At 69.1% G+C, this 17468-nt stretch carries 14 protein-coding genes; 5 read left to right on the top strand and 9 right to left on the bottom strand.

Annotated elements, in window-relative coordinates; genetic code table 11:
- Positions 1–104: 104 nt before the first annotated feature.
- Entirely contained in the window at positions 105–467 is a 363-nt protein-coding gene (locus tag AC1DYK_RS10610; protein WP_478166250.1) for an SPW repeat protein, read from the bottom strand.
- 113 nt (positions 468–580) lie between these two features.
- Positions 581–1483: an alpha/beta fold hydrolase gene (locus AC1DYK_RS10615; protein WP_478166251.1), complete on the bottom strand. Its 903-nt coding sequence runs from the start codon at positions 1481–1483 to the stop codon at positions 581–583.
- A gap of 201 nt (positions 1484–1684) precedes the next feature.
- Here AC1DYK_RS10615 and AC1DYK_RS10620 point away from each other — a divergent pair, with 201 nt between their 5' ends.
- Positions 1685–5257 (top strand): S8 family serine peptidase, encoded by a 3573-nt coding sequence (locus AC1DYK_RS10620; protein WP_478166252.1) that lies wholly within the window; start codon positions 1685–1687, stop codon positions 5255–5257.
- Between the two features lie 13 nt (positions 5258–5270).
- Positions 5271–6596, top strand: coding sequence for a hypothetical protein (locus AC1DYK_RS10625; protein WP_478166253.1), 1326 nt, complete (start codon positions 5271–5273; stop codon positions 6594–6596).
- Between the two features lie 277 nt (positions 6597–6873).
- Here the strand turns inward: AC1DYK_RS10625 and AC1DYK_RS10630 are convergent, their stop codons facing one another.
- The 4 genes from AC1DYK_RS10630 to AC1DYK_RS10645 all read right to left on the bottom strand — a co-directional run bounded on the left by AC1DYK_RS10630 (position 6874) and on the right by AC1DYK_RS10645 (position 11394).
- Complete coding sequence (locus tag AC1DYK_RS10630) at positions 6874–7749, bottom strand: carbohydrate ABC transporter permease (RefSeq protein WP_478166254.1); 876 nt, start codon at positions 7747–7749, stop codon at positions 6874–6876.
- Between the two features lie 115 nt (positions 7750–7864).
- Entirely contained in the window at positions 7865–8758 is an 894-nt protein-coding gene (locus tag AC1DYK_RS10635; RefSeq protein ID WP_478166255.1) for a carbohydrate ABC transporter permease, read from the bottom strand.
- A 136-nt stretch (positions 8759–8894) separates the two neighbouring features.
- Entirely contained in the window at positions 8895–10223 is a 1329-nt protein-coding gene (locus AC1DYK_RS10640) for an ABC transporter substrate-binding protein (RefSeq protein WP_478166256.1), read from the bottom strand.
- Positions 10224–10320: 97 nt separating this feature from the next.
- Positions 10321–11394: an ABC transporter ATP-binding protein gene (locus tag AC1DYK_RS10645; RefSeq protein WP_478166257.1), complete on the bottom strand. Its 1074-nt coding sequence runs from the start codon at positions 11392–11394 to the stop codon at positions 10321–10323.
- A gap of 172 nt (positions 11395–11566) precedes the next feature.
- On the opposite strand from AC1DYK_RS10645, the gene AC1DYK_RS10650 reads away from it, so the two are divergent.
- The 3 genes from AC1DYK_RS10650 to AC1DYK_RS10660 are packed head-to-tail and all read left to right on the top strand — an operon-like array spanning position 11567 to position 15218.
- Entirely contained in the window at positions 11567–12367 is an 801-nt protein-coding gene (locus AC1DYK_RS10650) for a FadR/GntR family transcriptional regulator (protein ID WP_478166258.1), read from the top strand.
- A gap of 11 nt (positions 12368–12378) precedes the next feature.
- A complete protein-coding gene (denD, locus tag AC1DYK_RS10655) occupies positions 12379–13395 on the top strand; it encodes a D-erythronate dehydrogenase (RefSeq protein WP_478166259.1) in 1017 nt (338 codons plus the stop codon).
- On the top strand, positions 13395–15218 hold the full coding sequence (locus AC1DYK_RS10660; protein WP_478166260.1) for an IlvD/Edd family dehydratase: 1824 nt from the start codon (positions 13395–13397) through the stop codon (positions 15216–15218). The genes denD and AC1DYK_RS10660 overlap by 1 nt, the downstream gene beginning before the upstream one ends.
- A gap of 146 nt (positions 15219–15364) precedes the next feature.
- On the opposite strand, the gene AC1DYK_RS10665 is transcribed toward AC1DYK_RS10660, so the two are convergent.
- The 3 genes from AC1DYK_RS10665 to AC1DYK_RS10675 all read right to left on the bottom strand — a co-directional run bounded on the left by AC1DYK_RS10665 (position 15365) and on the right by AC1DYK_RS10675 (position 17400).
- Positions 15365–15889: a DUF4136 domain-containing protein gene (locus AC1DYK_RS10665; protein ID WP_478166261.1), complete on the bottom strand. Its 525-nt coding sequence runs from the start codon at positions 15887–15889 to the stop codon at positions 15365–15367.
- Between the two features lie 72 nt (positions 15890–15961).
- Entirely contained in the window at positions 15962–17164 is a 1203-nt protein-coding gene (locus AC1DYK_RS10670; RefSeq protein WP_478166262.1) for a beta-ketoacyl-[acyl-carrier-protein] synthase family protein, read from the bottom strand.
- Positions 17161–17400, bottom strand: coding sequence for an acyl carrier protein (locus AC1DYK_RS10675; protein ID WP_478166263.1), 240 nt, complete (start codon positions 17398–17400; stop codon positions 17161–17163). The genes AC1DYK_RS10670 and AC1DYK_RS10675 overlap by 4 nt, the downstream gene beginning before the upstream one ends.
- Positions 17401–17468: the final 68 nt, after the last annotated feature.

A 17468-nucleotide genomic window follows, 5' to 3' on the forward strand; every position in this document is an offset into this window, starting at 1 on the left:
CTGCCCCCCGAGGGGGCCGCAGGCCGCCTTGGGGCGGCCCGGCGCCGGCCTGATCGCCCCCACGCTCCCTCAGTTCATGGGGCCGCTGCCCCCGAGGGGGCAGCTCAATGCGCCGCGCCGTGCCACCCGGCGCTGTAGTCCTTGTCGGTCCACAGCGTCCAGAGCGCCAGCACCACGATCACCAGGCCGCTGCACACCGCGGCGAGCATCGGATTGCGCATCGCATCGAAGCCCAGCACCCAGGGCGAGATCACCAGCCATGCGCCCAGCGCGCACTCGGTCCACTCTTCCCAGGCGCGCGGCACCAGCATCGCGCCGAGCGCGGCCGCCACCAGCGCCACGCCGACGACGACGGCGTTGACCATGGCTGTCCTCGTGTCCTGGAAGCCCAAAGCCCATGGCGAAAGAACGACCCAGACGCCCAGCAGGGCATTGACCACATCCTGCCAATGTTTCAGTTGCTTCATGACACACCTCCTGCCGCGGGAAAACGCGCACCAGCGCGCCAGGCGGCATGTTGTTGGATCACGTAACAACCGTCATGTTCCGCGCCGGTGAATCCCGCGCGCCAATTCGTCCGTCACGCTAGGAATTCGAGCAGCGCCGGAATCACCTGGTCCGGCGCCTCTTCCATGAGCCAGTGGCCCGCGCCCTTCACCACCACGCCCTGGACATTGCCGGCGACCAGCCGGCCCTGCTCGATCAGGAAGCTGCCGCCGGCCTTCTCGCCCGACAGCACCAGCATCGGCATGGGCAGCGGCGTCGCCGCCAGCCGAGCGAAGTCGTCGGCGTCGCGCTCGAAGTTCTTGAAGTACTCGAAGCCCGCGCGCATGCCGCCCGGCTGCGCATAGGCCGCGGCGTAGAACTGCCGGTCGGCCTCGGACAGGGAGCGCGCGCGATCGGCCGCGAAGTCGTTCCAGAAATGCTCGAAGTAGATGCGCTCGCGGCCCTTGACCAGCGCCAGCGGCGTTTCGCCGTGGAAGTGGAAGTGCCACAGGTCGCGCAGCAGCCAGACGTCTTTCCAGCTCCCGATGCCGGGCAGGAAGGCATCCATCAGCACCACCCGCTCGGTCTGGTCGGGAAACTGCGCCGCGTAAGCGTAGGCCACCATCAGGCCGATGTCGTGGCCCACGACGCTCGCCCGCTCGATGCCCAGCGACTTCACGAGTTCGTGGATGTCCACCGCCATGTTCTTCTTGTCGTAGCCGCCCTCGGGCTTCGACGACCGGCCCGCGCCGCGCAGGTCCGCCACGATCACGGTGTGGTCGCGGGCGAGCAGCGGCATCAGCGGATTCCACATGTGGCTGGTCTCGGCATAGCCATGCAGCAGCACGACGGCCGGTCCCTTGCCGCCGACGCGGTAATGGATGCGCGTGCCGTTGACCTCGGCATCGCGGGCCTCGAAGCCCGGGATGGCCACCTCGGGCACGACGTCCGGTGGTCCTGGATCGGAGGACGGGTCGCGGAGACTGTCTGCGGTCATGGCGTGCATTCGAAGTCGGCGGGATCGCGAGTATCGGTCGCCTCGGCGTCGGTGACCAGCGCCCCTATGCCTTTCGTACGGCCGCGCCCGCGGCGACCCGGCCGTCGCTCCGCCATTTGGTGGAAGGCATCGCCCCCGCATGCGGGTAGAACCGACGCCAGCCGCGGCGCGACCAGCCGCTCCAGTCCAACCGGGAGTGCCATGGCACGCGCGCAACGATTTCTGGTGAAGATGCGCTCGTCCGGCGGCGCTGCATCGCTGCAGCTGTCCGGCGCGACCGTGGGCCTCGACGTGCGCCCGCTGTTCGAAAGCATCGGCCGGCCGGCCGGCCTCGGCGTCGATGCCGGCGCCGCCTGGCACATCGTCGAGCCGGCGCTGGGGCTGGACATCGGCCATCCCTGGGACGCCTGCCACGCGATGGTGGCGCAGGGCCTCGGCCTGGACGGCGCCGCGGCGCCCGAGTTCGCCGAACCGGATTTCGAGCAATCCTGGACCACCGCTTCGCCGCGCGACGAAGAAATCGCGCTCACCGCCTCCTGCCAGCCGGTGCCCCAGAAGACCGGCAGCGGCGGCTATCCCGGCGACCCCGATCCGCTGTGGCACCAGGACGACCGCCATGCCGGATTCGCCGCCGCGTTGGCGGAACTGGGCCCGCCTGCCGAGGACGGGCGGGTGCGGATCGCCCACCTGGACACCGGCTTCGATCCCCGCCATCGAAGCCTCCCGCAGCACCTGGACCGCGCGCTGCAGCGCAACTTCGTCGATGACCAGGCCGCGGACGATGCGAGCGACCTCAGTTCGGGTCCGCTCAACAACCGGGGCCATGGGACCGGCACGCTGAGCCTGCTGGCGGGCGCGCCGGCCGGCGGCCTGCCCAGGCTGGGCGCCGCGCCGTTCGCGCACGTGGTGCCGATCCGGGTCGCCAACCGTGTCGTGCTGTTTCGCAACAGCGCGATCGCACAGGCACTCGACTACGTCCACAAGCTGTGCGACAGCCCCGCGACCGCCGTCGACATCGTGAGCATGAGCATGGGCGGCCTCGCCAGCAGCGCCTGGGCCGATGCGGTGAATGCGCTGTACGAGGCGGGCGTGCTGGTGGTCACGGCCGCCGGCAACAACTTCGGCAACCTGCCGACCCGCCACATCGTCTACCCGGCCCGCTTCAACCGCGTCATCGCGGCCTGCGGCGCCATGGCCGACCAGACGCCCTACGCCGACCTGCCGCTCGCGAAGATGGCCGGCAACTACGGTCCCGCGAGCAAGATGCGCACCGCCATGGCGGCCAGCACGCCCAACGTGCCGTGGGCCAAGTTCGACTGCGCCGACGTGGTCGATCTCGACGGCGCCGGCACCTCGGCCGCTACGCCGCAGATCGCGGCCGCGGCGGCGATCTGGCTGCAGCAGAACCGCAGCGCCTGCCGGGCCTACCCGCAGCCCTGGATGCGCGTCGAGGCCGCGCGCCTGGCGCTGTTCGGCAGCGCCACCGCGTCGGACCCCGAGAAGCTCGGCCGTGGCCGCCTGCAGGCAAAGGAGGCGCTGGGCCGGAAGCCCGCGCCCGGGTCGGCGCTGACGGCGGAGCCGCGCGACTCCGCCGCTTTTCCGCTGTTCAAGGTGCTCACGGGCTTCGGCTTCGAGGCGCAGGCGGCACCGGCGCGGGCCATGCTGGAGCTGGAGGCGCTGCAGCTGTCCCAGAGCGCGGCCATCGAGAGCCTGCTGCCCGACCCGGCGATCGATCCGCTCTCGCTGACGCTGGCCCGGCGCATGGCGATCGTCGAGGCCCTGCGCACGCATCCGCGCGCCTCCCGGGCCCTGCGAACCGCCCTTCAGGCACTCCCGGGCGGCGGCCCCGATCCGCACACGCAGGTCCTGCCGCCAGCGCCCCAGCTCACGCGCATCGAGGCGCTGCACCTGGCGCATGCGTTGTCGCCGCCACCGCCGACGCCGGCGGCGCGGCGCCTGCGCATCTATGCCTACGATCCCTCGCTGGGCCGCGACCTCGACACGGTCGGCCTCAATGAAACCGTGGCGGCGGTGCGCTGGGAAGCCGATCTGCAACCCGGCCCGGTCGGCGCGTACCTCGAGGTGGTCGACGTCGATCCCGCGAGCGGCTGCTGCTACGCGCCGGTCGACCTGAACGATCCGCGGCTGCTGGCGGCCGACGGGCTGCGGCCCTCGGAGGCCAATCCGCAGTTCCACCAGCAGATGGTCTACGCGGTTGCCATGCGCACCATCGACCACTTCGAGAAGGCGCTCGGCCGGGTCGCGCTGTGGGCGCCGAGGACGACCGCCGCGCGCACCGAACGCTTCGTCCGGCGGCTGCGCATCTACCCGCATGCGCTCAGGGCCGAGAACGCCTACTACAGCCCCGAGCGCAAGGCCCTGCTGCTGGGCTACTTCTCGTCGAGTGCGGCGCTCACCGGCGCACCGTCGGAGTACGTCTTCACGGCCCTGTCGCACGACATCGTGGCCCACGAGACCACCCACGCGCTGCTCGACGGTCTGCATCGGCGCTTTCGCGAAGCGACCAATCCGGACGTGCTGGCCTTCCACGAGGCCTTCGCCGACATCGTCGCGCTGTTCCAGCATTTCTCGATGGGCGACTCGCTGCGCGAAGCGGTGGCCGGCGCACGCGGCGACCTGTTCCAGCCAACGCTGCTGGCCAAGCTCGCGGTGCAGTTCGGCAACGCCACCGGCCACTACGGCGCCCTGCGCCAGGCGATCGGCAAGGAGCTGAAAGACCCCGCCACCGGCCAGAACGTGTGGCAGCCCGCGGCGCCGCCCGACAAGGGCGACTACCAGCGCTCGACCGAGGCGCATGCGCGCGGCGCGGTGCTGGTGTCGGCGGTCTTCGACGCCTTTCTGAAGATCTACACGCGGCGCGCGCGGGTGCCGATCCGGCTCGCCACCCACGGCTCCGAGCTGCTGCCCGAAGGCGCGCTGCCGGCGCAACTGGTCGACGCGCTCACCGAGGTGGCCAGCAAGGTGGCGAGCCAGATCCTCGGCATGTGCATCCGCGCGCTCGACTACTGCCCGCCGGTCGACATCACCTTCGGCGACTACCTGCGTGCCCTGGTGACCGCCGACCGCGACCTGATCCACCACGACCCGCTCGGCTACCGCGTCGCCTTCGTCTCGGCCTTCGCGGCCCGCGGCATCTACCCGGAGAACGTGCGCACGCTGTCGGTCGACACGATCGCCTGGGAACCGCCGCCGGCACCCTTTCCGCGCCTGGAGAAGAAGCTGGCCGCGCTGCAGCTGAACTGGGATCTGCAGGTCGATCGCGAAGCAGCCTGGAAGGATGCGCGCGCCAACGCCGCGCTGCTGCATGGATGGCTGATGGACCCGGCCGTCGTCGACGACGACGAGCTCGCGGTACTGGGGCTGCGCCGCAGCGCGCAAGCCCGCTTCTCGCTGGTCAGCACGGACGGCACGGTCGTGCCCTGCTCGCTGCACGGTATCGAAGTGCATTCGATCCGCCCCCTGCACCGCGTCGGGCCCGATGGCCAGCTGCTGTCCCAACTGGTGATCGAGCTGACCCAGTCCCTGCATGCCAGCGACGGCTCGGGCATGGTGTTCCGCGGCGGCGCCACCCTGCTGTTCGACATCGGCAAGGGCGCCATCACCTACCTGGTGCGCAAGCGGGTCGACCAGCCGGCGCGGGTCGGGTCCCAGCAGGCGCTGTGGGCAGCCCGCCGACTCGCACAGTCGAACAGCTATTCGAGCCTGGCCACACAGGACGCCGAGCCCTTCGCGCTGCTGCACCGCGCGCACTGAGATGAGGACTGCCATGGCCGCCGCGAAGAAGACCCCGCCAAAGAAGAAGCCGCCGCCGCGCGCCACGGTGCGGACCTATCGCCACGGGCTCGGCGACTGCCACCTGGTGACGCTGTACGGCGCCCGCAAGGCGCGCTTCCAGATCCTGATCGATTGCGGCGTGATCCTCGGCACGCCGAACGCCGGCGCCGTGATGACCGAGGTCATGGACGACATCCTGGCCGCCACCGGCGGCAGCATCGACCTGCTGGTCGTGACCCACGAGCACTGGGACCACGTGTCGGGCTTTGCCCAGGCCGCCGATTCGTTCGCCAGGCTCAAGGTCGGCGCGGTGTGGATGGGCTGGACCGAAGACCCGAAGGATGCCGACGCGATCCAGCTGCGCGGCGAGCGCGACAGCGCCCTGGCCTTGCTGCAGGCCGCCGCCGCGCGGATGCAGGTCGACGGCGGCGGCGAACCGGGGCTGCTGTCCTCGGTGCTCGACTTCTTCGGCGCCGCCGCCCGGATCACCACCGCCTCGGCGCTCGAACTGGTGCGCGCCAAGGTGGCCCGTCCGCGCTATTGCGACCCCAAGGATGCGCCGGTCGCGCTCCCGGACTTCGGGGCCCGCATCTACACGCTGGGTCCGCCGCGCGAGATCAAGATGCTGAAGAAGACGCTGCCGAGCGCCAGCGCGCCCGAGACCTATGGCCTGGCGCTGGCCGCCGCCGAGCGCAGCGTCGGCCAGGCGCTGTCCGACCCGCAGCAGCAGCCGTTCTCGAATTCGGCCCGGATTCCGAACAAGGTGGCGCAGAGCACGCCCTTCTTCCAGCAGCGCTACTGGAACGACGACGACTGGCGCCGCATCGACGTCGCCTGGATGGACGACGCCTCGGAGCTCGCGCTGGCGCTCGACAGCATGACCAACAACACCAGCCTGGTGCTGGCGATCGACCTGGAGGACGCCGGCGTGCTGCTGTTCGCCGCCGATGCCCAGGTCGGCAATTGGCTGTCGTGGGACGACTGCAAGTGGCGGGTGGACGGCAAGGAGGTGACCGGGCCCGACCTGCTGGCGCGCACCGTGTACTACAAGGTCGGGCACCACGGCAGCCACAACGCGACCTTGAGGGCCGAAGGGCTGGAGCGCATGAAGGCGCTCGACGTCGCGGTGATCCCGGTCGACCACGCGATGGCGCTGAAGAAGAAGTGGGGCGCCATCCCGCTCGACACGCTGGTCACGGCACTCGGCCGTGCGACCACGCAGCGGGGCTACGTGCTGCGGACCGACCAGGAGCCCTCGGCCACCGCGACCCGGCGCGGTGCGCGCAGTACGCGGCTGCATGTGGAGGTGGATATCTAGGCCACTGAGGACCGACCTTGCTGGGTTCGTTCCGCTTGAAAGCGCGCCCGGCACGCGGTGCGGGCCAGACGACCCCACTGCGCCGGCCCTTCGGGCTCCCTTGCGGTGCTCGCTTCAGGCGGGGTCCGCGGATCAGGGCTCGCGACTGTTTGAGTGGAGCGCAGCGGAGCGAGTTTGAGCGAGACCCCGCGTACCGCGAGCAGCGCAGGGCAGCCGCGAAGCGGCCGGTGACGTCGGCCGGCCCGGGGCCTACCGCCCGCCGCCGCGGCCGGCCGCCTCACTCCTTGACCGACCCGGTCAGCCCCGAGACGTAGTACTCGACGAAGAACGAGTAGATGAAAGCCACCGGCAGCGACCCCAGCAACGCGCCGGCCATCAGCGGCCCCCACTGGTAGACGTCCCCCTGCACCAGCTCGGTCACGACGCCGACCGGCAGCGTCTTGATCTCCGACGAAGAGACGAAGGTCAGCGCGTAGATGAACTCGTTCCACGACAGCGTGAAGGCGAAGATGCCGGCCGAGATCAGGCCCGGCACCGCGAGCGGCAGCACGATCTTGACCAGGATCTGCCAGCGGCTGGCGCCGTCGATCAGCGCGCACTCCTCGAGCTCGGCCGGGATCGAGCGGAAGTAGCCCATCAAGAGCCAGGTGCAGAACGGGATCAGGAAGGTCGGGTAGGTCAGCACCAGGGCCCAGCGGGTGTCGAACAGCCCGAGATTGAAGACCACGTTGGCCAGCGGAATGAAGAGGATCGACGGCGGCACCAGGTAGGCCAGGAATATCGCCAGTCCGGTCTGGCGCGAGCCCTTGAAGCGCAGCCGCTCGATCGCATAGGCGGCCAGCACCGACACCACCAGCGAGCCGAAGGTGGACACCACCGACACCAGCACCGTGTTCCACAGCCACTGCGGATAGGCGGTCTCGAACAGCAGCTTGTGGAAGTGCGCCAGCGTCGGCGCGATGACCCAGAACGGATTGCCCTCGCGCGACAGCAGCTCGACCTCGGGCTTCACCGCCGTGATCGCCATCCAGTAGAACGGAAACAACAGCACGATCAGGAACACCACCAGCGGCAGGTACACCGTGACCGCCTTGCGCGGCACGGTGTCGAGGTAGCTCATGCCGACGACGTCGATCTGGCCGGCCCTGCTCATGGCGTCTCCTTGTGTCTTTGCGGGAAATACCGCGGAACCGGCTTTGCCGGGCCGCTGGTATTGCCCCCGGAAGGGGGTGGGCGGCTACACGAAGTGAGCCAACCTGGGGGCGAGTTCATTTCTGCCACGCCCTTCTTTGCAATCCGAAGTAGCTGAACATGATGCAGCCCAGCAGGAAAGGCACCATCGCGATCGCGATCGCCGCGCCCTCACCGAGCGCACCGCCCGAGATCGCGCGCTGGAACGACAGCGTCGCCATCAGGTGCGTCGCATTGAGCGGCCCGCCGCGCGTGATCACGTAGATCAGCTGGAAGTCGGTGAATGTGAACAGCACCGAGAAGGTCATCACGACCGCGATGATGGGCGTCAGGAGCGGCAGCGTGACGTGGCGGAACTGCTGCCACGGGGTCGCGCCGTCGATCGCCGAAGCCTCGTAGTACGAGGGCGAGATGGTCTGCAGGCCGGCCAGCAGCGTGATCGCGACGAAGGGCACGCCGCGCCACACGTTGGCCGCGATCACCGCGAGCCGGGCATTCCACGGGTCGCCGAGGAAGTCGATGTAGTGGTCGATCAGCCCCAGCTTCATGAGCCCCCAGCTGATGATCGAAAACTGCGAGTCGTAGATCCACCAGAAGGCGATCGCCGACAGCGCCGTCGGCACGATGTAGGGCAGCAGGATCACCGCGCGGAAGAAGGTCTTCAGGCGGATGTTCTTGTTGAGCAGCACCGCCAGCCACAGGCCGAGCAGGAACTTGAACACGCTCGCAACCACCGTGTAGAAGAGCGTATTGAACAGGGCCAGCCGCGTGACCGCATCGCCCCAGAGAAAGATGTAGTTCTCGAGCCCGATCCATTCGCCCGGCCGCCCCACCTTGGCATCGGTGAAGCCGAGCCAGGTGCCCAGGCCCAGCGGATAGGTCAGGAACAGCAGCAGCAGCACCGCCGCCGGCAACATGAACATGAAGCCGAGGGCGTTGCGGCTGTTCTGCAGCCGGGCAAGGAGTGTCATGGCGTGCGCAGCCCTCCCGGTCCCCGTGCACCCTTCCAGGAACACCGCGGAACCGGCTTTGCCGGGCCGCTGGTGTTGCCCCCAGCGAGGGGGTGGGCGGCTACACGCAGTGAGCCAACCTGGGGGTGAGCCGGATTCATACCTTGTAATAGCGCTCAGCGCGTTTCTGCGCGCGCTCCGCCGCTTCCTTCGGCGTCTTCGACCCGCTGGCGGCTTCGGCCACCATGTTCGGGATGATGAAGTCCGCCGCCGCCCCGGCCGACGCATAGCCGAGCTTGCCGTCGTAGCCGGCCGGCCGCAGGTTCTTGACCGAGTCGCGGTACGGCGTGTTCTTCGGGTCCGAGGTCCAGATCGGACTGGCCTCGTAGGCCCGCAGCGGCTGCGCGACATAGCCGCCGCAGCCCTTGAGCCAGTCGTCGAACTGCGGCCGCTCCATCATGAAGCGCAGGAACTCCTTGGAGGCCTGTGGGTACTTCGTGTACTTCATGATCATCTGGTTGAAGAACAGGTGCGACTCGGTCGGCACCCCCACCGGGCCGACCGGGAACACCGCGTGGTTGATGTCGGCGGCCATGTCCTTGACCTTCGGATCGGGCGAGTTCTTGGCCGCGTAGTAGATCGAGATGCCGTTGTTGGTGATGCTGATCTGGCCGTCGAGGAAGGCCTTGTTGTTGTTCGGATCGAGCCACGACAAGGTGCCCGGGATGAAGTTGGCATAGAGCTCCTTGACGTACTCGAGCGCCTTCAGGGTCTCGGGGCTGTCGATCACCACCTTGTTGTTCTTGTCGACCAGCTTGCCGCCGAAGGACCAGATCAGCCAGTTGGTCCAGGTGCTGTCGCCGGTCGCGTTGCCGAGCGCCATGCCGCCGGGCGTGCCCTTCTCCTTCAGCGCCTTGTAGAGCTTGAGGAAGTCCTCGTTGTTCTTCGGGAAGGTGTCGAAGCCGGCCGCCTTGACCATGCTTTCGCGATACACGATCAGCGAGCCCGAGGCACCCAGCGGCAGGCCGATCCACTTCTTGCCGTCGGGCCGCATGAAGAGCTCGCCGGCGGCGTACCAGCCGCCGTACTTCTTGCCCAGGTATTCCGCCAGGTCGGTGACGTCGAGCAGCTTGTCCGGGTACAGGTTGGCGTCGTCGTTGGTCGACAGGATGATGTCCGGGCCGGCGCCGGTGTTGGCCGCCACCGCCGCCTTGGGCCGCACGTCTTCCCAGCCCTCGTTGTCGACCCGCACCTCGATGCCGGTGGCCTCGCTGAACCGCTTGACGTTGGCCATGTAGGCGTCGATGTCGCCCTGCACGAAGCGGCTCCAGCGCAGCACCCGCAGCTTGGCGCCCTTCTCGGGCTTGAAGATGATCGACTGCGCGTTCGCCAGCGGCGAGAAGATCGCGGTGCCGACGCCGAGCGAGGCGGCGGCTGCGATGCCGGCCGAGCTTTTCAGAATCCTGCGGCGATTGAAATCACTCATTCATGTCTCCTGTGGTTGAACGGCCGAAATGTCGGTTCAGTCAGTCGAGGACAGAGCAAGAGCTGCTTCGCAGTTTCTTGGTCTGTCCCGCAAGTTCTCATGAGACCAGCCGTTGGCCGGTGCCGGCGTCGAAGAGATGCGCGCGCTGAAGATCGGGTTGCAGGTGGATCGTGGTGCCGGGCGCGAAGTCGTGACGCTCGCGGAACACCGCGGAGAGTTCAGCCCCTTCGTGGCGGCAGGCGACGAAAGTGTCCATGCCGGTCGGCTCCATTACCGCCACCCGGGCGGGAATGCCGCCCTGGTCGGCCAGCGTCAGGTGCTCGGGCCGGGTGCCGTAGACGACCCGCTGGCCGTCGGCGCCGCCGGCCGCCAGCGGCGCATCGAGCTGCGTGCCGTCGGCCAGCTCGACCCAGGCCGCGCCGCCGCTGCGGTGCAGGGTGCCGGGCAGGAAGTTCATCGCCGGCGAGCCGATGAAGCCGGCCACGAACTGGTTGGCCGGCTGGTCGTAGAGCTCAAGCGGGCTGCCGGTCTGCTCGATCCGGCCGTCGCGCATGACGACGATCTTGTCGCCCATGGTCATGGCCTCGATCTGGTCGTGCGTGACGTAGATCGAGGTGGTCTTCAGGCGCTGATGCAGTTCCTTGATCTCGCCGCGCATCGCGACCCGCAGCTTGGCATCGAGGTTCGACAGCGGCTCGTCGAACAGGAACACCTGCGGATCGCGCACGATGGCCCGCCCCATCGCGACCCGCTGCCGCTGGCCGCCCGAGAGCTGGCGCGGATAGCGGTCGAGCAGCGGCGCCAGCGCCAGGATCTCGGCCGCGCGCTGGACCTTGGCCTCGATGGCCGGCTTGCCCATCTTCGCCAGTGCCAGTGCGAAAGCCATGTTCTCGCGCACCGTCATGTGCGGGTAGAGCGCGTAGTTCTGGAACACCATCGCGATGTCGCGCTCCTTCGGCGGCAGGTCGTTGACCCGCTTGTCACCGATGCGGATCTCGCCACCGTTGATCTCCTCGAGCCCGGCGATCATGCGCAGCAGCGTCGACTTGCCGCAGCCCGAAGGCCCCACCAGCACCGTGAACGAGCCGTCCTGGATGTCGATGTCCACCCCATGCAGGATGGCGACTTCACCGAAGTTCTTCTTGACTGACTGGATCGTGACACTGGCCATGCACTGAAGTCCTGAAAGGTCGCGAATCGACGTTGGGCCATGGAGGGCTCCATGCCGCAAGCGCGCAGTATTGGCATCGCGACCCGGCGGCGCATCAGGGCAAACCGTTAGGCATTAACCCGCGCAATATTTGTATGATGACCTGATAACCGCCTTTTTTTCCTCCTCCGTCGTGCGGAACGCCGCCTCCCCCCAACCCCAGCCGCTGGTCGTCGACCGGCTGTCGGACCGGTTGGCGGCGCTGCTGGGCGCGCAGATCGAGGGTGGCACGCTGCAAGTGGGCGACCGGCTGCCGACCGAGCAGCAATTGGCCTCGGCGCACGGCGTCTCGCGCACCGTGGTGCGCGAGGCGGTTCACCAGCTCAAGTCCAGGGCCCTGGTGCAGTCGCGCCAGGGCTCGGGCGTGTTCGTCGCGCCGCGGCCGGTCAACATGGCGCTGGCCTTCGACCCGGCCGTGCTCACCTCGGTGCAGTCGGTGGTCCACGTGGTCGAGGTGCGGCGGGTGCTCGAAGGCGAGATCGCCGCGCTGGCCGCCGAGCGCGCCACGCGCAGCCAGATCGCGGCGCTGCGCCGCGCCCTCAAGGCCATCGACACCGCGGTGGCCGAGGGCCGCGACGGCGTCGCCGAGGACCTGGCCTTCCATCGCGTCATCGGCGAGTCGACCGGCAACCCGCAATTCCGCCTGCTGCTCGGCTTTCTCGAGCAGTACCTGCGCGAAGGCATGCGCATCACGCGCGGCAACGAGGCCCGGCGGGCGGACTTCATGACCGCGGTCCAGCGCGAGCACCGCGCCATCTTCGAGGCCATCGCGGCCCACGACCCGGTCGCGGCCCGCCTCCATGCCAACGAACACCTGATCCGCGGAGAGCAGCGGCTGGTCGAGGGCGGCGTCATCGACGGCCGGCGCCGCCAGGCCACCGTCCGGGCGGCGCGCGCCGGGGCCTCCGCACCCACCCGAAAAGCAAAGCACTGAAGGAGACTGCAATGAAACTGATGATCACCGGCGGCGGGGGCTTCGTCGGCGCGCGCCTCGCACGCACCCTGCTCGCGCGCGGCACGCTCGCCGGCCAGCGCATCGAGCGCATGGTGCTGACCGACATCGCGCCACCACCGGCCGACCTGCTGGCCGATGCGCGGGTCGAGGCCCGCACCGGCCCGCTGATGGCCCAGACGGAGGCGCTGCGCGAAGAAGCCTTCGACGGCATCTTCCACCTCGCCTCGGCCGTGTCGGGCGAATGCGAACTCGACTTCGACCTCGGCCTGCGATCGAACCTCGACAGCACGCGGGCATTGCTCGATGCACTGCGGGCCCATGTGAACGGCGGCGGCAAGGTCGCGCGGCTGGTGTTCTCGAGTTCGGTCGCGGTCTTCGGACCCGACCCCGCCGTGCCGCTGCCCGCCCTCGTGGCCGACGACACGCTGCCGGCGCCGCAGACGTCCTACGGCACGCAGAAGCTGATCTGCGAGCACCTGGTCGCCGACTACACGCGCAAGGGCTACGTCGACGGCCGCGCGGCCCGGCTCATGACCGTCACCGTGCGGCCCGGCCGGCCCAACGGCGCCGCGTCGTCCTTCTTCAGCGGCATCATCCGCGAACCGCTGGCCGGCGTCGAATCGATCTGCCCGGTCTCGCCCGAGGTGTCGCACCCGGTGTCGTCGCCCTCGCGCACCGTCGACGGCCTGATCGCGGTCTACGAGGCCACGCGCGAGGCCTTCTGTGGCCGCACCGCGCTCAACCTGCCGGGCCTCAACGTCCGCGTGGCCGACATGCTCGACGCGCTCGAGGAGGTGGCCGGCCCGAAGGTGCGAGCCCTGGTGCGCTTCGAACGCGACGAGCGCATCGCCGGCATCGTCGCCAACTGGCCCAGCGGTGCCACGGCGGCACGGGCCGCACGGCTCGGCCTGCTGCCGCACGAGAATTTCGCCGATATCGTCCGGCAGTACATCGACGATTGCGCAGCACTGCCCAACGCAGACCAGACCTTGAAGGGAATGACCTGATGAAACCAGCCGCCAAGAAGAAATCCGGGACCGCGGCCAAGCCGGCGCTCACGCTGCGCTCGCAGGCCTGGTTCGACAACCCGGCCAACGCCGACATGACGGCGCTCTACCTCGAGCGCACCATGAACTTCGGCCTCGGCTTCGACGAGCTGCAGTCGGGCCGGCCGATCATCGGCATCGCGCAGACCGGCTCGGACATCGCGCCGTGCAACCGCCATCACCTGGTGCTCGCCGAGCGGGTGCGCGAGGGCATCCGCGACGCCGGCGGCATCGCCTTCGAGTTCCCGATCCATCCGATCCAGGAAACCTGCAAGCGCCCCACCGCGGCGCTCGACCGCAACCTGCAATACCTCTCGCTGGTCGAGGTGCTGTACGGCTACCCGATCGACGGCGTGGTGCTGACCACGGGCTGCGACAAGACCACCCCGGCCCAGCTGATGGCGGCCGCCACGGTCGACATCCCGGCCATCGCGCTCAACTCGGGGCCGATGCTCAACGGCTGGCACAAGGGCGAACGCACGGGCTCGGGAACGATCGTCTGGCGCGCGCGCGAGATGATGGCCGCGGGCGAGATCGGCTACCAGGAATTTCTGAAGCTGGTCGCCTCGTCGGCGCCGTCGACCGGCCACTGCAACACGATGGGCACGGCCTCCACGATGAACTCGCTGGCCGAGGCGCTGGGCATGACGCTGCCGGGCAGCGCCGCGATTCCGGCGCCCTACCGCGACCGCCAGGAAATGGCCTACCTCACGGGCAAGCGCATCGTCGAGATGGTGCGCGAGAACCTGAAGCCTTCCGACATCCTCACGCGCGCCGCCTTCGAGAACGCGATCGTCGTCAACTCGGCGCTCGGCGGCTCGACCAACGCGCCGGTGCACCTGAACGCCATCGCGCGCCACGTCGGGGTCGAGCTGACCACCGACGACTGGGAAAAGATCGGCTACAAGATTCCGCTGATCGTCAACCTGCAGCCCGCGGGCGAGTACCTCGGCGAGGACTATTACCATGCCGGCGGCGTGCCCGCGGTGGTCGCCGAGCTGATCGCCAAGGGCAAGATCCAGCCGGCGCTCACGGCCAACGGCAAGACGCTGATCGAGAATTGCGAAGGCAAGTTCACCAGCGACCGCAAGGTGATCTTTCCGTACGCCAAGCCGATGAAGAAGAACGCCGGCTTCCTGAACCTCAAGGGCAACCTGTTCGACTCCGCGATCATGAAGACCAGCGTGATCACGCCCGAATTCCATGCACGCTACCTCGAGGACCCGAACGACCCGATGGCCTTCGAGGGCACCGCCGTGGTCTTCGACGGCCCCGAGGACTACCACCACCGGATCGACGATCCGAAGATGAAGATCGGCCCGCACAGCGTGCTGTTCATGCGCGGCGTCGGCCCGGTCGGTTATCCCGGCGCGGCCGAAGTGGTCAACATGCGCGCGCCTTCGTACCTGCTCAAGAAGGGCATCACCGCCCTGCCCTGCGTCGGCGACGGACGCCAGTCCGGCACCTCGGGCTCGCCCTCGATCCTCAATGCCTCGCCCGAGGCCGCGACCGGCGGCGGGCTGGCGCTGGTGAAGACCGGCGACCGCGTGCGCATCGACCTCAAGAAGCGCACCGCGAACATGCTGGTGTCCGACGAGGAGCTCGACAAGCGACGCGCCGCACTGGCCGCGGCCGGCGGCTACAAGTTCCCGGCGAGCCAGACGCCGTGGCAGGAGATCCAGCGCGGCATCGTCGACGAGCTCTCGGAAGGCATGGTGCTCAAGCCGGCCGTGAAATACCAGAAGATCCACGCGACCTTCGGCATCCCGCGCGACAACCATTGACCACCGGATAGCTCACTGCAGCGAGGACCCGGCGCGCCGGGCTCCTCCGTTCGTGAGCGGTCGCGGAACCGGCTTCGCCGGGCCGCAGGCCGCGCCCCCTTGAGGGGGAGGCGGCTACACGGAGTGAGCCGCATTCGGGGGTGGGATTACCTCGCGGGAAAGCCGGCGAACATCTTGTCGAGCGCGGTCTGCAGCAAGGCGTTCATCTTCGCGGGATCGTCGTGCAGCGTGCCGCTCGCGGTGCCGCGCCAGGCCGACCGCTTGGTCTGCGCGTTGACCATGTCGACCACCAGCGTGCCGACCTCGAAGGTCTCGGCCGGCATCGGGCTGTTCGGTGTCGGCGGACCGAATCCGCCCCAACCGACGTAGCCGACCCGTGCGTAATAGCTGTTGAGGCTTTCCTTCTCCGACGACGAGACGTGGGCCGACACATGGATGTCGCCGTCGGGCGCCGCCTTCCAGCCCTTCGCCTGCAGCCGGGAATCGATGCCGTCGACGATGCGCTGCTGCATCAGCGGCGTGCCGCCGTCGGGCCGCGCCACCCAGCTGTAGGTGCGCACGCGCGAAAAGCTGGCGCCCGGATCGACATCGATCTTGACCGTGGGGCCGCCGACGCTCGCGCAGGCCGAGAGCAGCAGCGCGACAGCCAGTGCAGCGAAACGTCCGATCATGTTGACTCCAATGCGTGTGTGAGGGGGATGCGAAACCAAATTGAGTTTAACGGCCCCCACGCGCCTCTCAGTTCAGGCCCGACTGAACAACAGCACCGAATTCGTGCCGCCGAAAGCGAAGGAGTTGCTGATGGCGGCTTGCAGTTCCGGCGCGGCCGAGTGGCCGGGTGCCACCAGGTTCAGGCTGCAGGCGGGATCGATCGCCTCGCAATGCATGCTCGGCGGCAGCTCTCGCCGGTGGAGGGCCAGCACCGTCACCACGGCTTCCAGCGCGCCCGCGGCGCCGAGCAGATGGCCGTGCAGCGCCTTGGTCGCGCTGACGCGCAGGCGATCGAGGTCCCCGCCCCAGACCTCGGCCAGCGCGTCGCGCTCGACCGCGTCGCCGATGCGCGTGGCCGTGCCGTGGGCATTGCAGTAGCCGATGTCGCGGGGCTGCATTCCGGCCTGCCGCAGCGCCTGGCGCAGTGCGCGCGCCTGGCCGGCGGCATCGGGCTTGGTCAGATGCGTGGCGTCGCAGCTGAGGCCCCAGCCGGCCAGCTCGGCATAGGCCCGCGCGCCGCGCCGGCGGGCGCGCTCGGCCGATTCGAGCACCAGGAATGCGGCGCCCTCGCCAAGCGCGAAGCCGCTGCGGTCGCTCGCGAAGGGCCGGATCGCGGTCGCCTCTTCGCCGGGCCTGACACTGGCCAGCGTGTGCATCGCCTGCCAGGCGAGCACCACGCCCGGCACGACGAGCGCCTCGCTGCCGCCGGCGATCGCCAGGTCGACGTCGCCGCGCTGCACCGCCTTGGCGGCCTCGGCAATGGCCACCGACGAGGAGGCGCAAGCCACCGAATAGGTCAACACCGGCCCCTGGACGCGCTGGCGCATCGCCACGTGCGAGGCCGGTGCGCTCGGCATGAAAGCCGGGATGGTCAGCGGCGGCACGCGTGCGCCGCCGCGGTAGGCGGCTTCGAGCGCCGCGGCGCCGCCCATGCCGCAGCCGGCGAAGACACCGATGCGTTCGGGATCCAGGTCGCCGAGCGCCTCGGCGTCGCGCATCGCCAGGTCGGCGGCGGCCACCGCGAGCTGGCTCACGCGGTCCACACCGGCGAGCTGCAGCTTGGTGAACCAGCGGGATTCATCGAAAGCCGCCCGGGCCGCGACCGCGGGCTTGGGCAGTTCGGGAAAGACCGGCTCCAGCGCCGAGTCGCCCCGCAGCAGCGCCGCGAACAAGCGGCCGTGGTCATCGCCGTGGGGTGCCACGACGCCCAGGCCCGTGACGGCAACCGGGCTCACGCGGTCTGGGTCGCCCTGGCCTTGTCGACCACGGCCGCGAGGGCGGCCAGCGTGTCGATGTTCGGGTCGTCGTCGGGCATCGTGATCGAGAAGCGGTCTTCGATCGCGAACACGAACTCGGCCAGGGCCAGCGAATCGAAGCCTTTTTCGCGCATCGAGGCATGCGGGTCGAGTGCCGACGCTTCGATGCCGTACTTCTCGTGAATCAGATCCTGCAATTCCTTCAGCGAACTCATCGTGCGGTGTCCGTCGTCATTTCTGGCCGTCGGCGCTGCCTGCGAACGGCAATGTTGTTGTGGATGTC

Source organism: Variovorax sp. P2_H12, from assembly GCF_056403395.1.

Bases quoted from the DNA above. Each gene is read 5' to 3' on its own strand.
- AC1DYK_RS10610 (WP_478166250.1), bottom strand. From the start codon at position 467: ATGAAGCAACTGAAACATTGGCAGGATGTGGTCAATGCCCTGCTGGGC.
- AC1DYK_RS10615 (WP_478166251.1), bottom strand. From the start codon at position 1,483: ATGACCGCAGACAGTCTCCGCGACCCGTCCTCCGATCCAGGACCACCG.
- AC1DYK_RS10620 (WP_478166252.1), top strand. From the start codon at position 1,685: ATGGCACGCGCGCAACGATTTCTGGTGAAGATGCGCTCGTCCGGCGGC.
- AC1DYK_RS10625 (WP_478166253.1), top strand. From the start codon at position 5,271: ATGGCCGCCGCGAAGAAGACCCCGCCAAAGAAGAAGCCGCCGCCGCGC.
- AC1DYK_RS10630 (WP_478166254.1), bottom strand. From the start codon at position 7,749: ATGAGCAGGGCCGGCCAGATCGACGTCGTCGGCATGAGCTACCTCGAC.
- AC1DYK_RS10635 (WP_478166255.1), bottom strand. From the start codon at position 8,758: ATGACACTCCTTGCCCGGCTGCAGAACAGCCGCAACGCCCTCGGCTTC.
- AC1DYK_RS10640 (WP_478166256.1), bottom strand. From the start codon at position 10,223: ATGAGTGATTTCAATCGCCGCAGGATTCTGAAAAGCTCGGCCGGCATC.
- AC1DYK_RS10645 (WP_478166257.1), bottom strand. From the start codon at position 11,394: ATGGCCAGTGTCACGATCCAGTCAGTCAAGAAGAACTTCGGTGAAGTC.
- denD (WP_478166259.1), top strand. From the start codon at position 12,379: ATGAAACTGATGATCACCGGCGGCGGGGGCTTCGTCGGCGCGCGCCTC.
- AC1DYK_RS10660 (WP_478166260.1), top strand. From the start codon at position 13,395: ATGAAACCAGCCGCCAAGAAGAAATCCGGGACCGCGGCCAAGCCGGCG.
- AC1DYK_RS10665 (WP_478166261.1), bottom strand. From the start codon at position 15,889: ATGATCGGACGTTTCGCTGCACTGGCTGTCGCGCTGCTGCTCTCGGCC.
- AC1DYK_RS10675 (WP_478166263.1), bottom strand. From the start codon at position 17,400: ATGAGTTCGCTGAAGGAATTGCAGGATCTGATTCACGAGAAGTACGGC.